This window comes from Limimaricola variabilis (genome assembly GCF_034371605.1).
Lineage (GTDB): Bacteria > Pseudomonadota > Alphaproteobacteria > Rhodobacterales > Rhodobacteraceae > Limimaricola > Limimaricola variabilis.
In genome coordinates this window covers 18,292-41,781 of the sequence record NZ_CP139694.1, presented here as the reverse complement: position 1 = coordinate 41,781, position 23,490 = coordinate 18,292, and the positions used below count along the sequence as shown (strand labels likewise).

Annotated in this window: 21 protein-coding genes; 11 read left to right on the top strand and 10 right to left on the bottom strand. The window is 69.0% G+C overall.

Translation table 11 applies throughout. The annotated features are described in order from the left end of the window. Nucleotides 1–71: 71 nt before the first annotated feature. The 5 genes from T8T21_RS18685 (at nt 72) to gcvP (ending at nt 6,477) form a co-directional block, all read left to right on the top strand. A complete protein-coding gene (locus T8T21_RS18685) occupies nt 72–989 on the top strand; it encodes a LysR family transcriptional regulator (protein WP_322338123.1) in 918 nt (305 codons plus the stop codon). Between the two features lie 142 nt (nt 990–1,131). Continuing rightward, nucleotides 1,132–1,917: a VOC family protein gene (locus T8T21_RS18680; protein WP_322338122.1), complete on the top strand. Its 786-nt coding sequence runs from the start codon at nt 1,132–1,134 to the stop codon at nt 1,915–1,917. A gap of 204 nt (nt 1,918–2,121) precedes the next feature. After that, on the top strand, nt 2,122–3,243 hold the full coding sequence (gcvT, locus tag T8T21_RS18675; RefSeq protein WP_322338121.1) for a glycine cleavage system aminomethyltransferase GcvT: 1,122 nt from the start codon (nt 2,122–2,124) through the stop codon (nt 3,241–3,243). A gap of 17 nt (nt 3,244–3,260) precedes the next feature. Further along, entirely contained in the window at nt 3,261–3,620 is a 360-nt protein-coding gene (gcvH, locus tag T8T21_RS18670; RefSeq protein WP_183471495.1) for a glycine cleavage system protein GcvH, read from the top strand. A 16-nt stretch (nt 3,621–3,636) separates the two neighbouring features. Next, on the top strand, nt 3,637–6,477 hold the full coding sequence (gcvP, locus tag T8T21_RS18665; RefSeq protein WP_322338120.1) for an aminomethyl-transferring glycine dehydrogenase: 2,841 nt from the start codon (nt 3,637–3,639) through the stop codon (nt 6,475–6,477). An 84-nt stretch (nt 6,478–6,561) separates the two neighbouring features. Here gcvP and T8T21_RS18660 read toward each other — a convergent pair whose 3' ends face one another. Next, entirely contained in the window at nt 6,562–7,242 is a 681-nt protein-coding gene (locus T8T21_RS18660; RefSeq protein ID WP_183471491.1) for a GntR family transcriptional regulator, read from the bottom strand. A gap of 126 nt (nt 7,243–7,368) precedes the next feature. Between T8T21_RS18660 and T8T21_RS18655 the strand changes: the two genes are divergently transcribed. The 3 genes from T8T21_RS18655 to T8T21_RS18645 all read left to right on the top strand — a co-directional run bounded on the left by T8T21_RS18655 (nt 7,369) and on the right by T8T21_RS18645 (nt 11,010). Continuing rightward, on the top strand, nt 7,369–8,067 hold the full coding sequence (locus tag T8T21_RS18655; protein ID WP_322338119.1) for an aspartate/glutamate racemase family protein: 699 nt from the start codon (nt 7,369–7,371) through the stop codon (nt 8,065–8,067). A 24-nt stretch (nt 8,068–8,091) separates the two neighbouring features. Beyond that, the gene (locus T8T21_RS18650; RefSeq protein ID WP_322338118.1) at nt 8,092–9,474 is read left to right on the top strand and encodes an NCS1 family transporter; all 1,383 of its coding nucleotides are present in this window, start codon (nt 8,092–8,094) and stop codon (nt 9,472–9,474) included. A gap of 84 nt (nt 9,475–9,558) precedes the next feature. Beyond that, complete coding sequence (locus T8T21_RS18645; protein WP_322338117.1) at nt 9,559–11,010, top strand: NCS1 family nucleobase:cation symporter-1; 1,452 nt, start codon at nt 9,559–9,561, stop codon at nt 11,008–11,010. A gap of 97 nt (nt 11,011–11,107) precedes the next feature. Here T8T21_RS18645 and T8T21_RS18640 read toward each other — a convergent pair whose 3' ends face one another. The 5 genes from T8T21_RS18640 to bhcA form a co-directional block, all read right to left on the bottom strand. Further along, nucleotides 11,108–12,085, bottom strand: coding sequence for a type I glyceraldehyde-3-phosphate dehydrogenase (locus T8T21_RS18640; RefSeq protein ID WP_322338175.1), 978 nt, complete (start codon nt 12,083–12,085; stop codon nt 11,108–11,110). A 9-nt stretch (nt 12,086–12,094) separates the two neighbouring features. Then, nucleotides 12,095–13,060: an iminosuccinate reductase BhcD gene (bhcD, locus tag T8T21_RS18635; RefSeq protein ID WP_322338116.1), complete on the bottom strand. Its 966-nt coding sequence runs from the start codon at nt 13,058–13,060 to the stop codon at nt 12,095–12,097. Nucleotides 13,061–13,126: 66 nt separating this feature from the next. Next, nucleotides 13,127–14,287: a 3-hydroxy-D-aspartate aldolase BhcC gene (gene bhcC / locus T8T21_RS18630; protein ID WP_322338115.1), complete on the bottom strand. Its 1,161-nt coding sequence runs from the start codon at nt 14,285–14,287 to the stop codon at nt 13,127–13,129. 11 nt (nt 14,288–14,298) lie between these two features. After that, complete coding sequence (gene bhcB / locus T8T21_RS18625; protein WP_322338114.1) at nt 14,299–15,282, bottom strand: beta-hydroxyaspartate dehydratase BhcB; 984 nt, start codon at nt 15,280–15,282, stop codon at nt 14,299–14,301. Further along, on the bottom strand, nt 15,282–16,472 hold the full coding sequence (gene bhcA / locus T8T21_RS18620; protein WP_322338113.1) for an L-aspartate--glyoxylate aminotransferase BhcA: 1,191 nt from the start codon (nt 16,470–16,472) through the stop codon (nt 15,282–15,284). The genes bhcB and bhcA overlap by 1 nt, the downstream gene beginning before the upstream one ends. 450 nt (nt 16,473–16,922) lie before the next feature. Between bhcA and T8T21_RS18615 the strand changes: the two genes are divergently transcribed. Together T8T21_RS18615 and T8T21_RS18610 are read left to right on the top strand one after the other, a co-directional pair. Next, complete coding sequence (locus tag T8T21_RS18615) at nt 16,923–17,291, top strand: hypothetical protein (protein WP_322338112.1); 369 nt, start codon at nt 16,923–16,925, stop codon at nt 17,289–17,291. Beyond that, complete coding sequence (locus T8T21_RS18610) at nt 17,288–17,902, top strand: DedA family protein (RefSeq protein WP_322338111.1); 615 nt, start codon at nt 17,288–17,290, stop codon at nt 17,900–17,902. The genes T8T21_RS18615 and T8T21_RS18610 overlap by 4 nt, the downstream gene beginning before the upstream one ends. Before the next feature lie 16 nt (nt 17,903–17,918). On the opposite strand, the gene xylA is transcribed toward T8T21_RS18610, so the two are convergent. Continuing rightward, nucleotides 17,919–19,226, bottom strand: a complete 1,308-nt coding sequence (gene xylA, locus T8T21_RS18605; protein WP_322338110.1) for a xylose isomerase — start codon at nt 19,224–19,226, stop codon at nt 17,919–17,921. A gap of 135 nt (nt 19,227–19,361) precedes the next feature. Here xylA and T8T21_RS18600 point away from each other — a divergent pair, with 135 nt between their 5' ends. Next, nucleotides 19,362–20,816: a DUF2252 domain-containing protein gene (locus T8T21_RS18600; protein ID WP_322338109.1), complete on the top strand. Its 1,455-nt coding sequence runs from the start codon at nt 19,362–19,364 to the stop codon at nt 20,814–20,816. A gap of 4 nt (nt 20,817–20,820) precedes the next feature. Here T8T21_RS18600 and urtE read toward each other — a convergent pair whose 3' ends face one another. Genes urtE through T8T21_RS18585 form a run of 3 tightly spaced genes read right to left on the bottom strand, consistent with a single transcriptional unit; the run spans nt 20,821 to nt 23,479 of the window. Then, on the bottom strand, nt 20,821–21,516 hold the full coding sequence (gene urtE / locus T8T21_RS18595; protein WP_322338108.1) for an urea ABC transporter ATP-binding subunit UrtE: 696 nt from the start codon (nt 21,514–21,516) through the stop codon (nt 20,821–20,823). A gap of 2 nt (nt 21,517–21,518) precedes the next feature. Beyond that, nucleotides 21,519–22,259 (bottom strand): urea ABC transporter ATP-binding protein UrtD, encoded by a 741-nt coding sequence (gene urtD / locus T8T21_RS18590; RefSeq protein ID WP_322338107.1) that lies wholly within the window; start codon nt 22,257–22,259, stop codon nt 21,519–21,521. Next, the gene (locus tag T8T21_RS18585) at nt 22,256–23,479 is read right to left on the bottom strand and encodes an ABC transporter permease subunit (RefSeq protein ID WP_322338106.1); all 1,224 of its coding nucleotides are present in this window, start codon (nt 23,477–23,479) and stop codon (nt 22,256–22,258) included. Before T8T21_RS18585 ends, urtD begins: the two co-directional genes overlap by 4 nt. Nucleotides 23,480–23,490 lie beyond the last annotated feature (11 nt).

Sequence of the window (23,490 nt, the reverse complement as noted above, 5' to 3'; positions counted from 1 at the left end):
TCGCACTCCCCTCGGCTGGATACCCGCTCCGCCGCGGCCTAGCCTGCCCCGGCATGACGGAGGGAGCGGGCATGGACCGGCTAAGCTGTGACAGGATGTTCGCCGCCGTGGTCGAACAGGGAAGCTTCTCGGCCGCGGCGCAAAGGCTCGGCACCAGCTCGGGCCAGGCTTCCAAGCTGGTCGCCCGGCTCGAGGCCGAGCTCGGCGCGCAACTGCTGCAGCGATCGACGCGGGCGCTGTCCCTGACCGAAGCCGGAAGGGCCTATCACGAGCGGCTGCGCCCGCTGCTCGAGGCGTTCGACGCGCTGGATGCCGACATGCGCCGCACCAGCCACGAGCCGCGCGGCCTGCTGCGGCTCACCGTCCCGCTCAGCTTCGGCACGGCGGTGCTCGCGCCGATGCTTGGCGATTTCGCCGCGCGCCATCCCGGCGTGGCGCTCGACGTCGCCTTCTCGGACCGGCTCGCCCATCTGGTCGAGGACGGCTTCGACATGGCGCTGCGGATCGGCCAGCCGCGTGACAGCGCGCTGATCGCCAAGCGGCTTTGCCCGATCCGGCTGGTGACCTGCGCGGCGCCGGCCTATCTCGCGCAGCGCGGCCATCCCACACGGCCCGAGGATCTCGCAGGTCACGACTGCATCCTCGACGGCAATCTGGCCCAGCCCGGCACATGGCCGCTGCGCGCCCCCGACGGCGCGCCCCGCCCCACCAAGGTGACCGGAAGGCTGAGCTTCGCCAATGCCGAGGCCTGCGCCATCGCCGCGCGTGCCGGGCTCGGCATCTGCTTCGGGCCGAGCTTCGTGACCGGCCCGATGATCCGGGCGGGGGAGCTGGTCCCGATCCTGACCGGGTTCGAGGCCGAGCCGTTGGCCCTGCACGCCATCTACCCGCCCTCCCGCCACCTCGCAGCCAAGTCGCGCGCGCTGATCGACTTCCTCGCCGAGGCCTTCAGGGACGAACCCGCATGGGACGAGGGCTGGCCGGGATAGCTTCCGATTTGGAAGCAATCATCTTCTGCCCGGCCCCCTAATACATCGATGGGAATTGGCCCAGCTTGGGACCGAGGCGCTAGCCCGCCCACATGCCGGGTCGCCGATCACCCGCGCCCAAGCACTTACGGAGGAGCCCGACATGGCCACCAGCGACGCCCCCACCGAAATCGACCGCGTGCGGCTCGTTACCCGCGATCTGGACCGCATGCGGGGGTTCTACACCGCCGCGCTCGGCCTGTCCGAGCTGGCCGTGGACCGCGAGAGCGCGACGCTCGGCGTCGATGGCAAGCCCCTGCTGGAGCTGCGCCGCGACGCCGCCGCGCGGCCCCGCGATCCCTGCGCCGCGGGTCTCTTCCACACCGCCTTCCTGTTGCCATCGCGCGCCGCGCTGGGAAGCTGGCTGCGGCATGCGGCCGATACCGGCCTGCAGCTTCAGGGCGCCTCCGACCATATCGTCAGCGAGGCGATCTACCTTGCCGATCCCGAGGGCAACGGCATCGAGGTCTATGCCGACCGGCCACGGTCGGCCTGGCACCGCGACGCGCGCGGGATCACCATGACCACGGAGCCGCTGGACGGCCCCGACCTGCTCGCCGCCGCCGACGGTCCGTGGCAGGACGCGCCCGAGGGGACGGTGATCGGCCATGTTCACCTGCAGGTCGGCGACGTATCGACGGCCGAGGCCTTCTACGCCGAGAACCTCGGCTTCGAGGTGACCTACCGCATCCCGAAGGCGTCGTTCTACGGCTCGGGCGGCTATCACCACCACCTCGCCACCAACACCTGGAACAGCCATGGTGCGGGACCCCGCCAGCCCGGCAGCACCGGCCTCGACGCGGTGGTGCTGCGCAGCGAGACGGAGGCGGCGCGGATCGCTACCGATCCCTGGGGCACCTCGATCGAGATCGAGCGCAAGCAGAGCTGACCGGCGCCACCCGGCGCTGCGCGCATGTCCCGGATCCGGCGGGCCTGGCGTCGCTCCTCGCAGGCAGGGGTGACGACCGGGTTCGGCCTGTTTCCGCCCATGGAGCGTAACCCACGCAAGATCTGCAAAAATTCCGGAATCCGCGCTAGGGTGTTCCGGCGAGATTTCCCGATTGCGGCCAACTGGCTGAAAGAGGACACCGACATGCCCGATCCGCGACGCACGCCGCTGCACGCGCTGCACCTCGAACTGGGGGCGAAGATGGTCTCCTTCGCCGGCTACGAGTTGCCGGTGCAATACCCGATGGGCGTGATGCAGGAACACCAGCACACGCGCGCCCATGCCGGCCTGTTCGATGTGAGCCACATGGGCCAGGTCGTGATCCGGGGCGACGGCTATGCCAAGGCGGCGCGGGCGCTCGAGGCGCTGATCCCGGCGGATATCCTCGGGCTGAAGGAGAACCGGCAGCGTTACGGCCTGCTCACCTCCGATGAGGGCGGCATTCTCGACGACCTGATGCTGGCCAACCGGGGCGATCACCTGTTCCTCGTCGTCAACGCCGCGCGCAAGGCCGACGATCTCGCGCATTTGCGCGCGCGGACGAACGGCGTCGAGATCACCGAGATCACCGACCGCGCGCTGCTCGCCCTTCAGGGACCCGCGGCCGAAAAGGTGCTGGCGCCCCTCGCGCCCGAGGTCGCCGGGATACGGTTCATGGATGTGGCGTCGCTGCGGATCGACGGGATCGAGGCTTGGGTGTCGCGCTCGGGCTATACCGGCGAGGACGGCTTCGAGCTCTCTGTTCCGGCGGACCGGTCGGAAGAGCTGGCGCGAAAGCTGCTGGCGCATGACGAGGTGGCGCCGATCGGGCTGGGCGCACGTGACAGCCTGCGGCTCGAGGCCGGGCTATGCCTTCATGGCCACGACATCGACGAGGAGACGACCCCGGTCGAAGCCGATCTCGGCTGGTCGATCCAGAAGCTGCGGCGGCCGGGTGGCGCGCGCGAGGGCGGCTTTCCCGGGGCAAAGATCATCCTGTCGCAACTCGCCGAGGGCGTGGCCCGCAAACGCGTCGGCCTGCGCCCCGAGGGCCGCGCGCCGATGCGCGAGGGGGTGATGCTCTTCGCCGAGGCCGAGGCGGACACGCCGGTGGGCCGGATCACCTCGGGCGGCTTCGGCCCGACCGTCGGCGGCCCGGTGGCGATGGGCTACCTGCCCGTCGAACTGGCCTCGCCGGGCACCACCGTCCATGGCGAACTGCGCGGCAAACGCCTGCCGCTCACGGTGTCCGCCCTGCCCTTCACCCCCGCGAATTTCAAACGCTGACCCAAAGGGAGACTTCGATGAAATACACCCAAGAGCACGAATGGCTGCGCCCCGAGGGCGACATCGTCACCGTGGGCATCACCCAGCACGCCACCACCCAGCTCGGCGACATCGTCTTCGTCGAACTGCCCGAGGTCGGCGCCACGGTGTCCAAGGGCGACGAGATCGTGGTGATCGAGAGCGTCAAGGCGGCCTCAGAGATCATGGCGCCGATCGACGGCGAGATCGTGGAGGTCAACGAGGAACTCGCCGCGAACCCGGCCCTCGCCAATCAGGACGCGACCGGCGCGGGGTGGTTCTTCAAGATCCGGCCTTCCGACCCGTCCCAGATGGACGATTGCATGGACGAAGCCGCCTATACCGCCCTGATCGGCTGAGCCCCGGGAGCCCGCGATGACCTTCACCCCGACCGATTACCTCCCCTACGACTTCGCCAACCGGCGCCATATCGGCCCCTCTCCGGCGGAGATGGCGCAGATGCTGGAGATCGTCGGGGCCGAGAGCCTCGAGGCGCTGATCGACGACACGCTGCCCGCCAAGATCCGGCAGGCCGAGCCGCTCGATTTCGGCAAGCCGCTCTCGGAGAGCGAGCTTTTGCACCGCATGAAGGTCACCGCGGGCAAGAACAGGGTGCTCACCTCGCTGATCGGTCAGGGCTATCATGGCACGGTCACCCCGCCGGCGATCCAGCGCAACATCCTCGAAAACCCGGCTTGGTACACCGCCTACACGCCCTACCAGCCCGAGATCAGCCAAGGCCGGCTGGAGGCGCTGCTGAACTTCCAGACCATGGTGTCGGACCTGACCGGGCTCGAGATCGCGAACGCCTCGCTGCTCGACGAGGCGACCGCCTGCGCTGAGGCGATGACCATGGCGCAGCGGGTCGCGAAGTCGAAGGCGCGCGGCTTCTTCGTCGACGAGAACTGCCACCCGCAGAACATCGCCGTGATGAAGACGCGGGCCGCCCCGCTGGGGATCGAGATCATCGTGGGCGACCCGGAGGCGCTCGACCCCGAGGCGGTGTTCGGCGCGATCTTCCAGTATCCCGGCACCCATGGCCGGCTGCGCGACGTCACGCCCCAGATGGAGCGGCTGCACGCCCATGCGGCCATCGGCATCGTCGCCGCCGATCCGCTGGCGCTGACCCTGCTCAAGGAGCCGGGCGCGATGGGCGCCGACATCGCGGTGGGCAGCACCCAGCGCTTCGGCGTGCCGGTGGGTTACGGCGGCCCGCACGCCGCCTACATGGCGACCCGGCAGGCCTATACCCGGGCCATGCCGGGCCGCATCGTCGGCGTCTCGATCGACAGCCATGGCAACCGCGCCTACCGGCTGGCGTTGCAGACCCGCGAGCAGCATATCCGCCGCGAGAAGGCGACCTCCAACGTCTGCACGGCGCAGGCGCTCTTGGCGGTGATGGCGGGCTTCTACGCGGTCTTTCACGGGCCACAGGGCCTCAAGGCGATCGCCCAGCGGATCCACCGCAAGACGGTGCGCCTCGCCGAGGGGCTGCGCGAGGCGGGCTTCGAGGTGGAGCCCGAAAGCTTCTTCGATACGATCACCGTCGAAGTCGGCGCGCTGCAATCGGCCGTGCTCAAATCCGCGGTGGACGAGGGCATCAACCTGCGCCGGGTCGGCAGCTCCCGGATCGGCATCGCGCTCGACGAGCGGACCCGCCCGGCCACCATCGAGGCGGTCTGGCGCGCCTTCGGCATCGAGCGCGAGGACACGGATTTCACGCCGCGCTACAGGCTGCCCGAGGCGCTGTTGCGCCAGTCCGACTACCTCACCCACCCGGTCTTTCACATGAACCGGGCCGAGACAGAGATGATGCGCTACATGCGGCGCCTGTCGGATCGCGACCTCGCCCTCGACCGGGCGATGATTCCGCTCGGCTCCTGCACCATGAAGCTCAACTCCGCGGCGGAGATGATGCCTGTGACGTGGGACGAGTTCGCGCTGATGCACCCCTACGCCCCCCGCGACCAGGCGGCGGGCTACATGGAGATGATCGAGGATCTCTCGGCCAAGCTGTGCGACGTGACCGGCTATGACGCGATCTCGATGCAGCCCAATTCCGGCGCGCAGGGCGAATATGCCGGGCTGTTGACGATTGCCGGGTATCATCGCGCGCAAGGCCAGGGGCACCGCGACATCTGCCTGATCCCGATGTCGGCGCATGGCACCAACCCGGCCACCGCGCAGATGGTCGGCTGGCAGGTGGTGCCGGTCAAGACGGCCGCGAATGGCGACATCGATCTCGACGACTTCCGCGCCAAGTCCGAACAGCATGCCGACAGGCTCGCCGCCTGCATGATCACCTACCCCTCGACCCATGGCGTGTTCGAGGAGACCGTGACCGAGGTCTGCCGGATCACCCACGAGCATGGCGGACAGGTCTATATCGACGGCGCCAACATGAACGCCATGGTCGGCCTGTCGCGGCCCGGCGATCTGGGCGGCGATGTCAGCCATCTCAACCTGCACAAGACCTTCTGCATCCCGCATGGCGGCGGCGGCCCGGGCATGGGGCCGATCGGCGTCAAGCGCCACCTCGTCGACCACCTGCCCGGCGATCCGGTCGGCGGCGAGGGTGCGGTCTCGGCGGCGCCCTTCGGCTCGCCCTCCCTGCTGCCGATCTCATGGGCCTACTGCCTGATGATGGGCGGCGCCGGGCTGACCCAGGCCACCCGGGTCGCGATCCTCAACGCCAACTACATCGCCCGGCGGCTCCAAGGCGCGTTCGAGGTGCTCTACAAGGGCCCCTCGGGCCGGGTCGCGCATGAATGCATCATCGACACCCGCCCCTTCGCCAAGAGCGCCGACGTCACCGTCGACGACATCGCCAAGCGGCTGGTCGATTGCGGCTTTCACGCCCCGACCATGAGCTGGCCGGTGGCCGGCACGCTGATGATCGAGCCGACCGAGTCCGAGACCAAGGCCGAGCTCGACCGCTTCTGCGACGCGATGCTGGCGATCCGCGCCGAGATCGCCGAGATCGAGGCCGGGCGCGCCGACCGGGCCAACAACCCGCTCAAGAACGCGCCGCACACGATGGAGGATCTGGTCCGCGACTGGGACCGGCCCTATTCGCGCGAGACCGGCTGCTTCCCGCCCGGCGCCTTCCGGGTCGACAAGTACTGGCCCCCGGTGAACCGGGTCGACAACGCCTGGGGCGACCGCAACCTGAGCTGCACCTGCCCGCCGATGAGCGATTACGGCGACGTCACCTGACGGGGCACGACCCGCGAGGGTCGATGGTCGCTGCCTGAGAACGCCGCTCTCGAGCCGCCATCGCGGCTGAGCGACTGCCCGTCGTCAGGACTGGCCGGTCAGCAGCTGCTCGCGCAGGCTGAGATGGCTCGGAGGGGGGCTGTCGAACTGCAGCCCGCCCTCGAGATGGCGCAGGTGCCGGTCCATCAGCCCGCGCAGCCGGTCGGTATCCCCCGCCTCCAGCGCGTCGACGATCTCGCCATGCTCCTCGTCGCCGCACAGCACCCGCCCCTTGGTGCCGTAGAGCCCGAGGATCAGGGTCGAGCGCATCGTCAGCTCGGACAGGAACCGCTCCAGCACCTTGTTGCCCGCGATCTCGGCGAGCCGCATGTGGAACTGCCGCGACAGCCGCAGCTCGCGCGGCTTGTCATGCTGTTCGCGGGCTTCGCGCTCCTCGCGGATCGCGCGACGCAGGAAGGCGATGTCCTCGGGCGTGGCCTTGCCGCTGGCATGGCGGGCGACGGTGTCCTCGATCGTGCGCCGCGCCTGGAACACGTCGCGTGCCTCCTCGGGCGAGGGCGTGGCGACGAAGGCGCCGCGGTTGGGGCGCAGCTCGACCACCGCCTGCGCCGCCAGCGCGGCAAAGGCGCGCCGGACATTGGCGCGGTTGCAGCCGAACAGATCGCTCAGCGCCTGCTCGCCGAGCTTGGTCCCCGCGGGCAGCCGCTGCTCGGCGATGGCGTCGAGCACGGAGGTGACGATCTGGTCTTCGGGTGCGCTGTTCATCCGCCGGATCTAAAGTTTTTGCCTTTTGCAAACAAGCGCGAGGCGCCTTGGCGCGGCTTCGGCCGCAAGATTTTGTTGACTGGATAACATCTATTGTTAACAATCTTTGAAAACAATAGGTGCCCCATGCAGATTCTGGTCGTAAATCCCAACTCCACCGCGTCGATGACCGACAAGATCCTGACCTCGGCCCGCGCCGTGGCGGGCGCCGGGGTCACGATCCACGGCGCCACCGCCAAGGGCGGGCCCGCCAGCATCGAGGGGCATCACGACGAGGCGATGTCGGTGCCCGGCCTGCTGGCGGAGATCCGTGCGTATGAAGCGCGCGGCATCGACGGGGTCGTCGTCGCCTGCTTCGACGATCCCGGCATCGGCGCCTGCCGCGAGGTGGCTTCCGGCCCGGTGCTCGGCATCTGCGAGGCGGCGGTGAAGGCGGCGAGCATGATCGCCACCTCCTTCAGCGTCGTGACCACGCTGCCGCGCTCGGTGCCGGTGATCGAGCGGCTGGTGCATGGCTACGGCCTGTCGCACCAGTGCCGCCGCGTCCGCTCCGCCGAGATCCCGGTGCTGGCGCTGGAGGAGGCCGGATCGAACGCCCGAGCCCGGATCCGTGACGAGATCCTGCGCGCGGTCGAGGAGGACCGCTGCGAGGCGGTGGTTCTGGGCTGCGCCGGGATGTCGGATCTCGCCCGTTCGCTCAGCGAGGAAACCGGCATCCCGGTGATCGACGGCGTCACCGTCGCCACGCGGATGATCGAGGCGCTGGTCGGCGCCGGCCTCGCCACCAGCAAGGTCAATGCCTACGCGACACCGATCGCCAAATAGTCATATATTCAAGGGAGGGGAACGATGACGATGCAAGCAGAACTGGAGGGCGTGGCGGGAGGCGCACCCCTCGCCGACGACCGGATCGACCAGGGCGGCAAGGGCCTCGGGGAGGAGAGCCTCGCGCCGCAGCAGACCCGGATCATGGGCAGCTGGTCCTATCTCTTCGCGTGGCTGGGGGGCTGCGTCTCGATCGGCACCTTCACCATCGGCTCGGGGCTGGTGGGCACGCTGAACCTGCTGCAGACCGTCGTGGCGATCGCCATCGGCTGCACGGTGATCGGCCTCGCGCTGATGATCAACGGCATGGCCGGGCATCGCTACGGCATCCCCTTCATGGTGCAGGCCCGCTCGGCCTTCGGCTTCACCGGCACCCGCATTCCCGCCCTCGTCCGCTCGGTGCCCGCCATCGTCTGGTACGGCTTCCAGAGCTGGATCGGTGCCGGCGCGCTCAACCTCGTCTCGGCGACGCTGTTCGGCTACGACAACATGGTGCTGTTCTTCGTGGGCTTCCAGTTCCTGCAGATCGGCCTGTCGGTGCTGGGCTTCCACGGCATCAAGTGGCTCGAGAACATCGGCTCGGTGTTCATCATCGGATCGCTGATCTACATGTTCTTCAGCGTGATCGGCAAATATGGCGACGAGATCTCGGCCAACCTGATCAATGTCGAAGGCACCTGGGGCGCGCCCTTCTGGTCGGCGACGATGCTGTTTTTGGGCATCTACTCGACCATGATGCTCAACGTCTCGGACTATGCGCGCGAGCTCAAGCGCGATGTCGGCCCGTTCCGGCAGGTCGCGATCTACGCCAACTCGATCCTGCCCGCGACGCTGTTCATGGGGATGATCGGCCTGATGGTCTCGGGTGCCACCGGCAAGGTCGACCCGATCAAGGTCTTCTCCAGCGCGGTCGACAACAAGCCGCTGCTGGTCATCACCCTGCTGTTCATCGCCTTCGCCCAGGTGACGACCAACATCCTCAACAACGTGGTGCCTCCGGCCTACGCGCTGATGGACGTCTTCAAGATCAACTTCAGGACCTCCGCCGTCATCGTCGGCCTGCTGGCCTTCGCCACCTTCCCCTGGGAGCTGGTCAAGGATGAGAGCGCCGACGGGCTGGGGCTGTTCATCCGCACCTACAGCGCCTTCCTCGGGCCGATCTTCGCGATCCTGGTGGTCGACTACTTCGTGCTGCGCCGCCAAGAGCTCGATCTCGGCAAGCTCTACGACGAGGCCGGGCCCTATGCGGGCACCAACTGGGCCGCCGTCATCGCGATGGCCATCGGCGTGGTCGCGGCGCTGATCTTCTCGAGCGTTTCCTGGTACGCCAGTCTTCTGCCCGCCGGGATCGCCTACTGGCTGCTGATGCGGCACCTGCCGGCCGCGCAGCGCTTCATGGACCGCTGAGACTCGCGGCGCGGCCCGCCCGGGCCGCGCATGACCGGACCGGCCCGCCAGAGGGTCGGCCGCCATCTCAACAGGGAAATTCCGATGACCGACACAGATCTGCGCCGCGCGCCCGATGCCGGGCTGCACAACGCCGACCTCGCGCCGCTGCCCTCAGACAAGCGCGGCTGGGGCGCCTTCGAGATCTTCAACGTCTGGAACAACGACATCCAGAGCCTGTTCGGCTACACCCTCGCCGCCTCGCTGTTCCTGTCCTACGGGCTGAATGGCTGGGCGGTGTTCGCCGCCATCGTGATCGCCGGCGCGATCGTGATGTGGCTGGTCAACCTCACCGGCCGGCCGAGCGTGCGCTACGGCGTGCCCTACCCGGTCATCGCCCGCGCCGCGATGGGGGTGCAGGGCGCCAAGTTCCCGGCGCTGGTGCGCGGCATCGTCGCGATCTTCTGGTACGGGGTGCAGACCTACTTCGCCTCGACCGCCGTGGCGCTGCTGCTGAACGCGCTGCTCGGGCTCGAGGGCGGCGCGGAGTTCCTCGGCATGACCGCCGTGGGCTGGCTCAGCTACCTGATCGTCTGCGTCTTCCAGGTGGCGCTGTTCATGAAGGGCATCGACTGGATCGGCCGCTTCCTGAACTGGGCCGGGCCCTTCGTCTACGTGGTGATGATCGCGCTGATGCTGGTGATCTGGGCCAAGGCCGGCAACGCCATCTTCCCGGCACTCGGCTCGATCTTCGAAGGGCGCGCCGAGGTCGACGGGCCGGGGCCGGTGATGGCCTTCCTCGCGGTGATCGGCACGATGATCGCCTACTTCGCCGCCGTGGTGATCAACTTCGGTGACTTCTCCCGCTTCGTGAAGAGCGAGAGCGCGATGAAGCGCGGCAATTTCTGGGGCCTGCCGGTCTCGATCGCGGTGTTCTCCTTCGTCGCGCTGTTCGTCACCGCTGGCACGGTGGTGCTGTTCGGCGAGGCGCTGACCAACCCCGCCGAGATCGTCGAGCGGGTCGACAACCTCGCGCTCACCGTGATCGCCGCCGTCACCTTCTTCGCGGCGACCGTCGGCATCAACCTCGTGGCCAACTTCATCCCGCCGGCCTACGACATCGCCAACCTCGCGCCGGAGCGGATCAGCGCCAAGGCGGGCGGCGTGATCACCGCGCTGATCGCCTTCTTCATCGGCGCGCTCTGGGTCAGCCTGATCTCGAAGATCGGCATCACCGGCTTCGTCGACACGCTGGGCGCGCTGCTGGCACCGCTCTACGGCATCCTCGTCGTCGACTACTACCTCGTGCAGCGCGGCGAGCTGTCGGTGGACGACCTGTTCAGCAACGATCCCTCGGGACGCTATCACTACGATGCGGGCTGGAACCGGGACGCGATCATCGCCTTCGCGGTGGCGGCGGTGTTCTCGACCGGCACGGTCTGGCTGCCGGCGCTGGCGCAGCTCTCGGGCTTCGGCTGGATCTTCGGCGCGGCCCTGGGCGGGGTGCTTCACCTCGCGCTGTCGCGCCGCCGCGCGCCGCAGCCCCGCGCCACCTGAGCGCGTCCGGGTCAATAAGAAGGGCGGCGGGATGACCGCCGCCCTTTCGCGTTTCATCGGAAGCTTTCGACGCCTGCCGCGCAGCCCCATCGCCCGGCTAGGGCCGCAGGGCCATGCGCAGCGCCAGGTCGATCATCCGGTTCGAAAAGCCCCACTCGTTGTCGTACCAGCCCAGGATGCGGGTCATGTCGGGGCCGTGCAGCGTCTCGGGCCCGGCCAGCACCAGCGATTCCGGCCGCGCCCGCAGATCGGTCGAGACCAGCGGCCGATCGGTCCAGCCCATCACCTCGGAGGCGGCCACGCCGGCGCGCAGCCGCGCCTCGACATCGCGCCGGTCGCGCAGGCGCACGGTGAGATCGACCGCCGAGACGCTGGCCACCGGCACCCGCAACGCCGCTCCGGTGATGCGCCCGGCGAGCTGCGGCAGCACCACGTCGGTGAGCCGCATCGCGCTCGATGTGGTCGGCACCATCGACAGCGCCGCCGCCCGGCTGCGCGCCGGATCGCCGCGCGGCGCGTCGACCGTCGGCTGCGCTCCGGTATAGCAGTGGATCGTCGTCATGTGGCCGCTCTCGACGCCGAACAGCTCGTCGAGCAGCCGGAGCAGCGGCGCCAGCGCGTTGGTCGTGCAGGAGCCGCAGGACAGGATGCGCTGATCGGCGAGAACCGCTTCGTTGGCGCCGAGAACCACGGTCGCCTCGGCGGCGTCCGACGGCCCCGAGATCAGCACACGCCTCGCCCCCGCCGCGAGCCCGCGTGCGGCCACCGCCGGATCATTGGCGTGACCCGTGCATTCGAGCAGCACGTCGACGCCCGCCAGATCGAGCCGTGACAGGTCGGTCTCGCGATGAAACGGGATCGCCCGCCCGTCGACCGCGAGCACCCGCTCGCCCGCCTCGACCCGGCCCGGAAACGGCCCGAACACGCTGTCGAACTCGAACAGATAGGCGCAGGTGTCGAGCGGCGCGATGTCGTTGATGCAGGCGATCTCGATGCCGTGCGCCTGCCGCTGCGTGCTCAGCAGCCGCAGGATGGTACGGCCGATCCGGCCGAAGCCGTTGATGGCGACGCGCAGGGCCATGGCTCAGAAGTCGACGTCGATGGCGACGCCCCTCTCCACCGCGAGATCGACCACCGCGGCCGCCACGGCGAGGTCCTGCAGCCCGACGCCGGTGCCGTCGAACAGCGTGATCTCCTCGGCGGAGGTGCGGCCGCCGTGGCGGCCGTTGATCACCGCGCCCAGCTCGGTGATCTCGTCCGCGCGAAGGCTCCCTCCGGCGACCGCGTGCTGCGCCTCGCCGATGCTGATCGATTGCGCGACCTCGTCGGTGAAGACACGCGCCCGCGCCAGCAGCGCCGCCTCGACCTCCTGCTTGCCCCGCGTGTCGGTGCCCATGCAGGCCAGGTGGGTGCCCGGCCTGACCTGATCGGCCCGCAGGATCGCGTCGAAGCTCGAGGTGATGGTGACGATGACATCCGCCTGCGCGCCCAGATCGTCGAGGCTGACGCTCTCGAAGGGCAGGCCCAGCTCCGCCGCCACTGCCGCGAGCCGGTCGAGCTTCGCGGGGCTGCGGTTCCACGCCACCACGCGCGCGAAATCGCGCCGCGCCGCGACCGCGCGCAGCTGGAACGCGGCCTGGTGACCGGCACCGACGATGCCGAGCACGCGCGCGTCCGGGCGCGCCAGATGCGCCACCGAGACGGCGGCGGCGGCAGCGGTGCGCAGCGCGGTCAGCAGGTTGCCCCCGACCACGGCGCGGCATCGGCCGGTGTCAGCGTCAAACAGGAACACGGTCGATTGGTGGTTGGTCAGGCCCTTCTCGGCATTGCCCGGCCAGTAGCCGCCGGATTTCAGCCCGAGGTTCAACGCGGCGCGGTCGAAGCCCGACTTGAAGCCATAAAGCGCGTCGGCATGGCCGATCGCCTCGCGGATGACCGGGAAATTGCTGGCCGATTTCGCGGCCATGGAGGCGAATACCTTCTCGACCGCGTCGAAGCTCGCTTCCGGGGTGATGAGATCGGCGATGACCGCTTCGGGCACGATGATCATGAAATGCGTCCTGTCGTTTGTCCGGGCCGGAGGCGCTGACGCCTCCGGCAATCTGCTTGCCGAAGCTCAGTAGGCCTTGCCGCGGGCCGAGACCGGCCAGAGCGTCTCGACCTTGCCGCCGCGCACGCCGACATACCAATCGTGCACGTTGCAGGTCGGGTCGCAATGGCCCGGCACCAGCCGCAGCTTCTCGTTGATCGCGAGCACGCCCTTCGGGTCGGCCACGACGCCATGCTCGTCCGAGCATTTGACGTATTCGACATCCGCGCGCCCGAAGATGACCGGCAAGCCGCTATCGACCGATTGCGCCTTGAGACCCGCGTCGACGATCGCCTTGTCCGCCTTGGCATGGCTCATCACCGAGGTCAGGATGAACAGCGCATTCTTCCATTCGCCCTGATCGATGCGCTTGCCGTCCTTGTCGTGGATGCGGCCGTAGTCGGCATCCATGAAGGCGTAGGAGCCGCATTGCAGCTCGTTGTAGAGGCCCGAATTGCTCTCGAAGTAGTAGCTGCCGGTGCCGCCGCCCGAGACGAATTCGGGCTTCAGCCCCGCCTCGGTCAGCGCGTCGACGGCGTCGCGCACCTGGGCGATCGCGGCGTCGAGCTTGGCCTTGCGCTCGGCATAGCTGTCGAGATGCTGCATCGCGCCCTGGTAGGCCTGGATGCCGGCGAAGTTCAGCCCCTGCGCGGCGGCGATCGCGCGCGCGATCTCGACCACCGCCGGGGTCGTCGTCACGCCGCAGCGCCCGGCGCCGCAGTCGATCTCGACGAAGCAGTGGAGGGTGGTGCCGTGCCTCTCGGCCGCCGTCGACAGCTCGGCCACGTTGGCCACGTCGTCGACGCAGACGGTGATCTTTGATCCGAATTTCGGCAGCCGGGCCAGCCGGTCGATCTTGGCCGGATCGCGCACCTGGTTCGAGACCAGCACGTCCTCGATGCCGCCGCGCACGAAAACCTCGGCCTCCGACACCTTCTGGCAGCAGACCCCGACCGCGCCGCCGAGGCTCTCCTGCAGCTTCTGCACGTCGACCGACTTGTGCATCTTGCCATGGCTGCGGTGGCGCATGCCATGCGCGCGGGCATAGTCGCCCATCTTCCTGATGTTGCGCTCCAGCGCGTCGAGATCGAGGATCAGGCAGGGCGTCTGGATCTCGCTCTCGTCCATGCCCGGCACGGCGGGCACGTCGAAGCCGACATCGAGCTCGTCAAGGTTCAGGTCTTTCATGGCGTGGCCTTTCATTTCTGCATCCAGGGCAGCTTGCCGAGATCGACATTGCCGCCGGTGATGACGACGCCCACGCGCTTGCCCGCGAAGACGTCCGGATTCTTCAGGATGGTGGCGAGCGGCACCGCGCTCGACGGCTCCATCACGATCTTCATGCGCTTCCAGATCAGCTCCATCGCATCGACGATCTCCTGCTCGGAAGCGGTGAGGATGTCGGTCACGTGGCGCGACACGAAGTGCCAGGTCAGATCCTTGAGCGGCACCTTCAGCCCGTCGGCGACGGTCTCGGGCGCGTCGTCGGCGATGATGTGTCCGGCGCGGAAGCTGCGCGCCGCGTCATCGGCCTGCTCGGGCTCGGCGGCATAGATCTTCACCTCGGGCGCGATCCGCGACAGGGTCAGGCAGGTGCCCGAGATCATGCCGCCGCCGCCGATCGGCGCGACCACGCAATCGAGGCCGCCGCCCCTTTCCTGCATCTGCTCCATCAGCTCGCGCGCGCAGGTCCCCTGCCCCGCGATCACCCGCGGGTCGTTGTAGGGATGCACGAAGTCGGCGCCGGTCTCCTCCTGCACGCGGGCGAAGTATTCCTCCCGCGAGGAGGTCGAAGGCTCACATTCGGTGATGATGCCGCCATAGCCGCGCACCGCGTCCTTCTTGGCCTGCGGCGCCGTGCGCGGCATGACCACGTGGCACGGGATGCCGCGCCGCCCGGCCGCGTAGCTGAGCGACAGCGCGTGATTGCCCGAGCTGTGCGTCGCCACACCGCGCGCGGCCTGCGCGTCCGACAGGCCGAACACCGCGTTCGACGCGCCGCGCACCTTGAAGGCCCCGGCCTTCTGGAAGTTCTCGCATTTGAAGAACAGCTCGCAGCTGGAAAGATCGTTCAGGAAGGACGAGGTCAGCACCGGGGTGCGGTGGACATGCGGGCGGATGCGCTCATGCGCCGCGATCACGTCGTCGAAGGTCGGGATGTGCATCTCGCTATGATCCTTCATCACGCCGCCGCCTCGGTCTGCCGGGCCGCGCCATGGCGGTAATATTCCTGCGCCGCCGCGACCCCCGAGCCGAGCCGGACCGGCAGGCCGAGATCGACCATCACCATCTCCGCAACGCCGAGGCCCGACAGCATCATCGCATCGGTGAGCGATCCGAGATGCCCGATCCGGAACACCTTGCCCGCAACCTCGCCCAGCCCGACGCCGAAAGCCATGCCGTAACGCTCGGCCGCGACGGTGACGATCCGGGTCGCGTCGAAGCCCTCGGGCACCCGCACCGCCGTCACCGTGTCGGAATAGAGATCGGGCGACACCGCGCAGGGCCGCAGCCCCCAGGCCGCCACCGCCCGGCGCACCCCCTCGGCGATCCGATGGTGACGGGCATAGACCTCCTCCAGTCCCTCCCCGAGCAGCATGTCGAGCGACAGCTTCAGCCCGTTCATCAGGCCGACCGGCGGCGTGTAGGGATAGCCGTTATTGGCGTAGCCCCGCGCCATGTCGCGCAGGTCGAAGAAGGTGCGCGGCAGCCCGGCGGTCTCGACCGCCGACATGGCCTTGCCGGAGAAGCCGACGATGGCGAGGCCCGCGGGCAGCATGAAACCCTTCTGGCTGCCGGTCACGGCGACATCGACGCCCCATTCGTCGAACCGGAAATCCATCGAGCCGATCGAGCTGACCCCGTCGACGAAAAGCAGCGCCGGATGCTTGGCCGCGTCGAGCGCGCGGCGCAGCGCCGCGATGTCGGAGCGCACCCCGGTCGCGGTCTCGTTATGCGTGGCGAGCACCGCCTTGATCCGGTGGCCGCCATCGGCGCGCAGGATCGCCTCGTAGCGGTCGGCGGGGATGCCTTCGCCCCAGCCGGCCTCGACCACCGTGACGTTGAGTCCGTGGCGCTGGCACATGTCGATCCAGCGGTGGCTGAACATCCCGTTGCGCGCCGCCAGCACGCCGTCGCCCGGCGAGAGCGTGTTGGTCAGCGCCGTCTCCCAGCCGCCGGTGCCGGTGGAGGGAAAGATGAAGATCTGCGCGCTCTCCGACTTCAGCACGCGGCGAACCCCGTCGAGGCAGGGGTGCAGGATCTTTCCGAAGACCGGCGAACGATGGTCGATCGTCGGCATGTCACAGGCCTGGCGCAGCACCTCGGGCATGTTGGTCGGGCCTGGAATGAAGACCGGGTTCTGAAAGCTCATCCTATCCTCCATGGGAGTATCTGGAGACAGGTTAGGACGCGGATCGGCCCCGGTATATATTTTTGAAATCGTTTTTCTTTTTCTCATTAATGAGAAATTATACGATATATCAGTGACTTGAATTTTTCATGCCGCGACGCCCTGTTTCCACCATTCCGGTGATGACTTTCTGCGTCCCGTTGAAGATCGCCCGCCGGCGCGGATGACGCGCCGCCCGCGATCCGGCTTCGTCGCCGCGCGGCAGCCCGAACTTGTCGCAAGGCGTAACCGGAGCCGTGGCCTGCGACGGGCCGCGACAGGACGACCCTCGCCCCGCACCGGACCTCGTGGCATGTTGGGCACCGACGACCGCGCGGCGACCGCGCCCGGACCAAAGGACGACCCGAGCATGACGACCGCGACCCCCGCCGCGATGGCCCGCGCCCGCGCGACCGGCGCATTGGCGGGCGCATGACCCGCGCCGGGGCATTCCTGCGCTACGCGCTGCGCCGCCACCCGGTGGTCATGGCGCTGCTGGCCGTGGCGCTGGTGGCTCTGGGGATGCTGCTGGCCGGGCTGATCTCGGACGCGCTGCAGATGCTCGGCCCCGTCGCGCATGACCGCCCGCTCGAGCCGTGGATGTCGCCGCGCCTCGTCGGCCATGCCTGGGGCCTGCCCAAGCCGGTGGTGCTCGAACTCATGGGCATCGACCCCGACACCCCGCCCCATGCCGGGCCGCGCACGCTGGCCGAGGTGATGGCGCGCGAAGGGCTGACGCTCGCCGAGCTGCAGGACCGGGTCGCGGCCGCCGCCGCATTGCTGCGGGAGAGCCGGCCATGACCGAGATGCTGCTGGCGCTGGTGCCGACCTACGGGCTCTGGCTGATCCTCGTCGCGGTGGCGCTGTCCTGCCTCGCGCTGCCGGTCCCGGCCTCGATCCTGGTGATGACCGGCGGCGGCTTCGCGGCGGCGGGCGACCTGACGCTGTGGCAGCTGCTGCTCGCGGTGCTGGCGGGTCAGGTGATCGGCGACCAGGCGGCCTATCACCTCGCCCGGCTCGGCGGCGCGCCGGTGATCGCCCGGCTCGGGCGCGGCCGCGCCGGGCCGGTGATCGGCCGCGCCGAGGCGTTGATCGACCGGCGCGGCCTCTGGGCGGTGCTGCTCAGCCGGACGCTGCTCAGCCCACTCGGCCCCTATGTCGCCTATCTGTGCGGCGCGCTCGGGCTGCGCTGGGGGCGCTACAGCGCGGTGGCGCTGGCCGGCGGGGCGATCTGGGCCACCGGCTATGCCGGGCTCGGCTACGTCTTCGCCCATCGCATCGCCGAGATCGCGGCGCTGATCGGCAACGCGCTGGGGCTGATCCTCGCCGCCGCCGCCGTGGCGGGCTTGGGCGGCTGGCTGCTCCGCGCCTGGCGGGCACAGGCCGGGCGGATCAGCGCCGAGCCGGCCTGACCCCCGCCCTTTCGCCTCAGACGAAGCGGTTGACGTAGTTCTCCAGCCGCTCCTGCCGACCCGAGCGCGGCGCGGGGTTGATGTTCTCGCGCAGCACCCGCTCCGAGATCGCGGCGAGGTCGCCATCGAGCATCGCCTTGGCCTCGGCCCCGTCCCAGCCGACATAGCGCTCGGCCAGCGCCGCCTCGAGACCGCCATCCTCGATCATCGCCGCCGCCGCCTTGAAGCCGCGGGCGCAGACATCCATGCCGCCGACATGGGCTGCGATCAGATCCTCGGGGTCGATCGACTGACGGCGCAGCTTGGCGTCGAAATTGGTGCCGCCCTTACTGAAGCCGCCCGCCCGGATCACCTGGTAATAGGCCAGCGCCGTCTCCGGCACGTTGTTGGGGAACTGGTCGGTGTCCCAGCCCGACTGGTAGTCGTTGCGGTTCATGTCGATCGAGCCGAGCATCCCCTCGCTCGCCGCCACCGCCAGCTCGTGCTCGAAGCTGTGACCGGCGAGGATCGCGTGCCCCTGCTCGAGATTGAGCTTCACCTCGCCCTCCAGCCCGTATTTGCGCAGGAAACCGATGCAGGTCGCGGCGTCGAAGTCATACTGGTGCTTGGACGGCTCCTGCGGCTTGGGCTCGACCAGGATCTGGCCCTCGAAGCCAATCTTGTGCTTGTAGTCGACCACCATGGCGAGGAAGCGCCCCATCTGGTCGAGTTCGCGGCCCATGTCGGTGTTGAGCAGCGTCTCGTAGCCCTCGCGGCCGCCCCATAGCACGTAGTTCTCGCCGCCCAGCCTGTGGGTGGCGTCGAGGCAGGATTTCACCGTCGCGGCAGCGAAGGCGAAGACCTCCGGATCGGGGTTGGTCGCCGCCCCGGCCATCCAGCGGGCATGGCTGAACATGTTGGCGGTGCCCCACAGGCAGCGGGTGCGCGAGGCGGCCATCTTGTCGCCGATATAGTCAGTGATCTCGTTCAGCGTGGCGAGGTTGTCGGCGAAATTGCCCATGTCGGGGCGCAGGTCGACATCGTGCCAGCAGAAGAACGGGACGTTCAGGATCTCGAACATCTCGAAGGCGACATCGGCCTTGAGCCGGGCGTTGGCCATGTTGTCCTGCGGATGCCAGGGCCGCTCGAAGGTGCGGCCGCCGAAGGGATCGCCGCCCTCCCAGGCAAAGCTGTGCCACCATGCCACGCCGAAGCGCAGATGCTCCTCCATCCGCTTGCCCATGACGATCTCGTCGGGGTCGTAATGGCGAAAGGCCAGCGGGTCGCCGGACCCGGCGCCCTGGAACCGGACGGGATCGATGCCGTCGAAAAAACCGGTGCTCATGATGTCGTCTCGTCTGTTGGCGGGCCGGACCGGCCCGGATGGCGGGAGCATGTCGCCCGCCCGCGCGATTGTCACGCCCCGCAACCGCCCCCCTGCCTGCGGCGTTGAAGCTTGGGTTCGGGCGCGGAGGCGATCATGGCGGATGGCGGCACAGCGAAGAAGGCGAAGGGCGCACCGCGCCGCGCCACCACCAAGAAGGGCGGCGGCAAGAAGACGGACCGGCCGGTGGTCTCCGAGCTCGCGCCGCGCGTCGAGGCGTTCCGCGAGCTGGCGCGCCGGGTCGCGGCGGGCGAGCCGGTGATGCGGCCCGGCCAGCTGCACGGGCTCGACCGGCACCTGCATGTGCGCGACACCATCATCGAGGATCACGCCACCCGCATCGCCAGCGCCGCGCAGGGCGCGCGCGAGAAGTTCGACAAGCTCGCGGGCTCGCGCTTCGCCTTCTTTCGCGGCACCTCGCTGCTGTTCCACCGCGACATGGCGGGCGAGGATGCGCGGATGCCGACGGTGCTGCTGCTGGGCGACGTGCATCCCGGCAATTTCGGCATCATGCCCAATGCCGACAACGTGCCGATCTTCGGCGTCAACGATTTCGACGACGTGGCCTACGGCCCCTTCACCTGGGATCTCAAGCGCGGCGCGGTCGGCTTCATGCTCGCCGCCGAGGAGATGGGCGGGCACAAGCGCAAGCGCAGCCGCAAGATCGCGCGCTGCTTCGTCGCGGGCTATCTCGGCGCGATGCGCCGCTACGCCGCGCGCGGCACCGAAGACGACGAGGAGCTGCGCGCCGACAACAGCCCCAAGATCATCCGCGCGCTGTTCGAGGAGGCCCGCAAGCCCCGCGCCGAATGGCTGTCCGACCGCTATCTCGACGAGACCGGGCGCGGCTTTCGCGCCAATGAGGAGCTGACCCCGGTCTCGCGCCGCGTGCCCGAGTTCCAGGAGCAGATCGACCGGCTGGCGCAGGGCGAACGCGTCGCCCGCTCGCGCCGGGCCGAGGGGCTCACGGTCAAGGACGTGGCGATCCGGCACGGTCAGGGCACCGCCTCGCTCGGCCTGCCGCGCTACTACGTGCTGCTGGAGGGGCCCTCAGGCGACGCCACCGACGACCTGATCGTCGAGTTCAAGAAGGCCCGCCGTTCGGCGCTCGAAGGGCTGGCGCCCTCCGGCCCCTTCGACGCGGGCGAGACCGGCGACCGTATCGCGCATGGCCAGTCGGTACATCTCGCGCAAGGCGACGTGTTCTACGGCGCGGCCGAGCTGGACGGCGAGAGCTTCATGACCCGAGAGCGCGCGCCGTTCCGCGAGGACATGGATCTCGACGATTTGTCGAAGAAGGGGTGGAAGGCCTATGCGCGGGTCTGCGGCCGGGCGCTGGCGCTGGCCCATGCCCGCTCGGACGAGGTCGGGCAGATCGATTACGACGTCGAGCCGCGCATCCTCGAGGCGGTCGGCCCCGAGGCGCTGTTCATCGACGACATTCTCGATTTCGCCGTGGCCGCCTGCGAACGCCTCGCCCGTGACCACGAGGCGTTCCGCCGCGACCACGCGCGCGGCGCCTTCGAGGACATGAACCGCAGCTACCGCTGAGCGCTCAGACCGAAACCTCGGCAAGCAGCCGCTCGCGCGCCACGTCGTCGCGCGCGCCCGACAGCGTCACCGCGCCGCGCCGCATCACCACGAAACTGTCGGCGAGCTGGTAGGCAAAGTCGAAATACTGCTCGACCAGAACGATCGCCATGTCGCCGCGGTCGCGCAGCTTGCCGATCACCCGGCCGATCTGCTGGATGATGTTGGGCTGGATGCCCTCGGTCGGCTCGTCGAGCAACAGCACCCGCGGCTTGAGGATCAGCGCCCGCGCAATGGCGAGCTGCTGCTGCTGCCCGCCCGACAGGTCGCCGCCGCGCCGGTGCCGCATCTCGTGCAGCACCGGGAACAGGTCGAAGATCTCGTCCGGCACCCGGCGCTCGGCGCGCGGCAGCCCGGCGAAGGCGGTTTCGAGGTTCTCGCGCACCGTCAGCAGCGGGAACACCTCGCGCCCCTGCGGCACGTAGCCGATGCCGCGCCGGGCCTTGGCATGGGCCGACAGCCCGGTGACCGCGTCGCCGTCGAGCCGGATCTCGCCCCGGCTGGCCGGGTGCCGCCCGGCCAGCGCCTTGAGCAGGCTGGTCTTGCCGACGCCATTGGTGCCCATCACGCAGGTCACCTCGCCGGGCCGCGCCTCGAGCGAGACACCGTCGAGGATCTGGCTGTGTCCGTAATGCAGGTCGAGACCGTTCACTTCGAGCATGGTTATCGTCCCAGATAGACGTCGATGACGTCCTTGTTGGAGGTCACGTGATCGAGGCTGCCCTCGGCCAGAACCGAGCCTTCATGCAGCACCGTCACGCGGCAGTTCAGCCGGCGCACGAATTCCATGTCGTGCTCGACCACCACGACCGCGCGGGTCTTGGCAGCCTCGACCAGGATCTCGGTGGTCTTCTCGCGCTCGGCCACGGTCATCCCGGCGGCGGGCTCGTCGACCAGCAGCAGCTTGGGCTCCTGCGCCAGCAGCATGCCGATCTCCAGCCACTGCTTCTGCCCGTGGCTCAGCTCGCCCGACTTGCGGTCGAGATGTGCGGCGAGGCCGATCGTCTCGGCCAGCGCGCCGACCCGCTCCAGCTCGGCGGGCTTGGGCTTCCACCACAGCGCCGCGAAGGGGCCCCGCCGGTTGCGCAGCGCCACCAGCAGGTTGGCGCGCACGGTCTGGTCCTCGAAGACGGTGGGCTTCTGGAACTTGCGCCCCACCCCCTCGCGGGCGATGCGGGCCTCGGACAGGCCCAAAAGCGAGATCCCCTTCTCGCCCCAGCGGATCGTGCCCTTGTCGGGTCGGGTCTTGCCGGTGACGATGTCCATGAAGGTGGTCTTGCCCGCGCCGTTCGGGCCGATCACCGCGCGCAACTCCGCCGCGCCCATGTGGAAGGACAGGTTGTTGACGGCGCGGAAGCCGTCGAAGCTGACCGAAACGCCGGATACCTCGAGAAGCGTGTTCATGCCTCGGCCTCCTTTTCGCGGAACGCGCCGGTGTCGGGGCCGAGATCGGCGCCGTGGCGCTCGGGGCGGCGGCGCTGGGTCCACAGATCGACCAGACCGCCCAGCCCCTTGGGCGCCAGCAGCGTGACCAGCACGAAGCTGAAGCCCAGCATCACCAGCCACCAGTCGACCCAGACCAGCCGGACCGGGCCGAGATCGAGATCGGGCAGCTTGCCCGAGGTGAAGAAGGAGGAGATCAGGCTGACCGCGATGGCGCCGATCACCGCGCCATAGAGCCGCCCGCGCCCGCCGATCGCGACCCAGACCGCAAGGTAGATCGACGCGATCGGCATCATCTCGGCCGGGTTCACGATCCCCGCCTGCGGGTAGTAGAGCGCGCCGGCGATCCCGGTGATCGCCGCCGACAGGGTGAACACAGCCAGCTTGAAGCCCTCGACCGGGTAGCCGAGGAACCGCACCCGCGCCTCGTTGTCGCGGATGCCGCGCAGGATCGCGCCGAACTTGCCCGACACCACCCAGGCGCAGAGCAGGTAGCCCAGCCCCAGCGCCAGCGCCGAGCCCCACAGGAACCACAGCGAAACGGTGGCCTGCGGCACCGCCGAGAGGCCCGGCAGGTTCTGCAGCCCCGACAGCCCGTTATTGCCGCGCAGACCGGCGTCGTTCTGGAACAGGTAGAGCGCCAGCGCCAGCGTCATCGCCTGGGTCAGGATCGACAAATAGACGCCGGTCACGCGTGAACGGAAGGCCAGCCAGCCGAAGACCAGCGCCAGCAGCGAGGGCACCAGCACGACGAGGGCGAGCTGCGCCGGCAACGAGCCCGAGAAGGCCCAGATCGCGGGGAAATCGGCCGAACCGACCACCCCGAAGATCTGACCGCCCACCGCGTCGCGGATCTCCTGCGGGGTGGCCGGGATCGCCTGACCCGCAAGGCTTTCGGCGACGATGATCTCGGTCCGCGCGGTCATCAGCCACATGCCGATCATGTAGCCGCCGAGCGCGAAGAAGGCGATGTTGCCGAGGCTGAGAATGCCGGCATAGCCCCAGACCAGATCCATGGCGAGCGCGGCCAGCGCGAGGCAGAGCGTCATGCCCAGCGTCTTGACGAAGCTGGTCGACAGCCCCCCCGATGCCGCCATCGCGGTGACCGCGAGCGTGCCGAGAAGCAGCAGGCCCAGCACCACCGGCACCGACGGGTTGCGCTTGAGAAACGAGCCGGTCATGCGGCCTCCGA